This window comes from Vibrio sp. 10N.261.55.A7 (assembly GCF_002877365.1).
GTDB lineage: Bacteria > Pseudomonadota > Gammaproteobacteria > Enterobacterales > Vibrionaceae > Vibrio.
This window is the reverse complement of record NZ_MCWZ01000061.1, coordinates 1-1043: the sequence shown is the minus strand read 5'-3', so window position 1 is coordinate 1043 and position 1043 is coordinate 1. Positions and strand designations below refer to the sequence as shown.

Annotated in this window: 1 protein-coding gene; it reads right to left on the bottom strand. The window is 44.9% G+C overall.

Features of this window, described 5'->3' with window-relative positions:
• Nucleotides 1–55: 55 nt before the first annotated feature.
• A complete protein-coding gene (locus BCU12_RS05035; protein WP_102403268.1) occupies nucleotides 56–964 on the bottom strand; it encodes an IS5 family transposase in 909 nt (302 codons plus the stop codon).
• Nucleotides 965–1043 lie beyond the last annotated feature (79 nt).

Below are 1043 nucleotides of genomic sequence, written 5' to 3'. Positions count from 1 at the left end.
GGCGTTGTTGATCAAATCCGATTCAGAGCGGAGCTAACCTATGACTGCCTCTCGATCAATTTCTAACAGGCATACCTAGCCCGATAACTTTGTTCATAGCCTTAACGTTGGCTAACGCTTCACCGACTTGAGCATTATAGTTTCTCAAGCTTAATCGACCGCTAGTTAGCCCCTTGTATCGAGACATTGCAGTTTCGGATAATGACCGATGGTGATAGCCTGAATCCACTTTCCATTGAGCTAAATTACCTTCTTTTAGCGCTTTTACTGCCTCATTTCTGGGGTGTCCATCGTCCCAGAAGCCAGCATTTTTTCGTGGCGGTATTAATGGCCTACTTCCTTTTCTTTGCAATACTTTATGGCACTCTTTGGTGTCATAGGCCCCATCGCCAGATACAGCTTGAACCTTTCTTCGTAAAGGATTGAGTAGAGTTGGAAATACCTCACTATCACCCACACTAACGAGGCTTACTTCTGCTCTGATAACCTCATTCGTATCTACGTCGACAGCAAGGTGGAGCTTACGCCAAGTTCTTCGCTTTTCGTTTCCATGTTTTCGCACTTTCCATTCACCTTCACCGAAGACCTTTAGGCCAGTGGAATCTATAGCGATATGGCGAATTGGGCCTATTGATGGGTTTCTGTACTTGACCTGCACTGTCTTTGAGCGTTTGCTAATGCTCGTGTAGTCAGGGGACGTTAACGGAACATCCATTAGCTTAAAAATCGAATCGATGAAGCCTTGAAGCGCACGAAGTGGCAGAGAAAATACTCCCTTTATCATGAGAGCGGTTTCAATAGCGGTATCCGAGAACTGAAATCCTCTCCCTCGTCTACCGTGATGTGCCGTACATTTCCATGCATCAATGGCAGAATCATCTATCCAAAAAGTGAGGGAGCCTCGATTGCGAAGCGCTTCGTTATAATCACTCCAGTTAGAGATCTTAGCTTTAGACTTTCCCATATCAACACCCATTTAATCTGTCATAAATGATCAGATCGTGGGAACACCAAAAGGTTCAATTGATTTAGGCAACAACGCC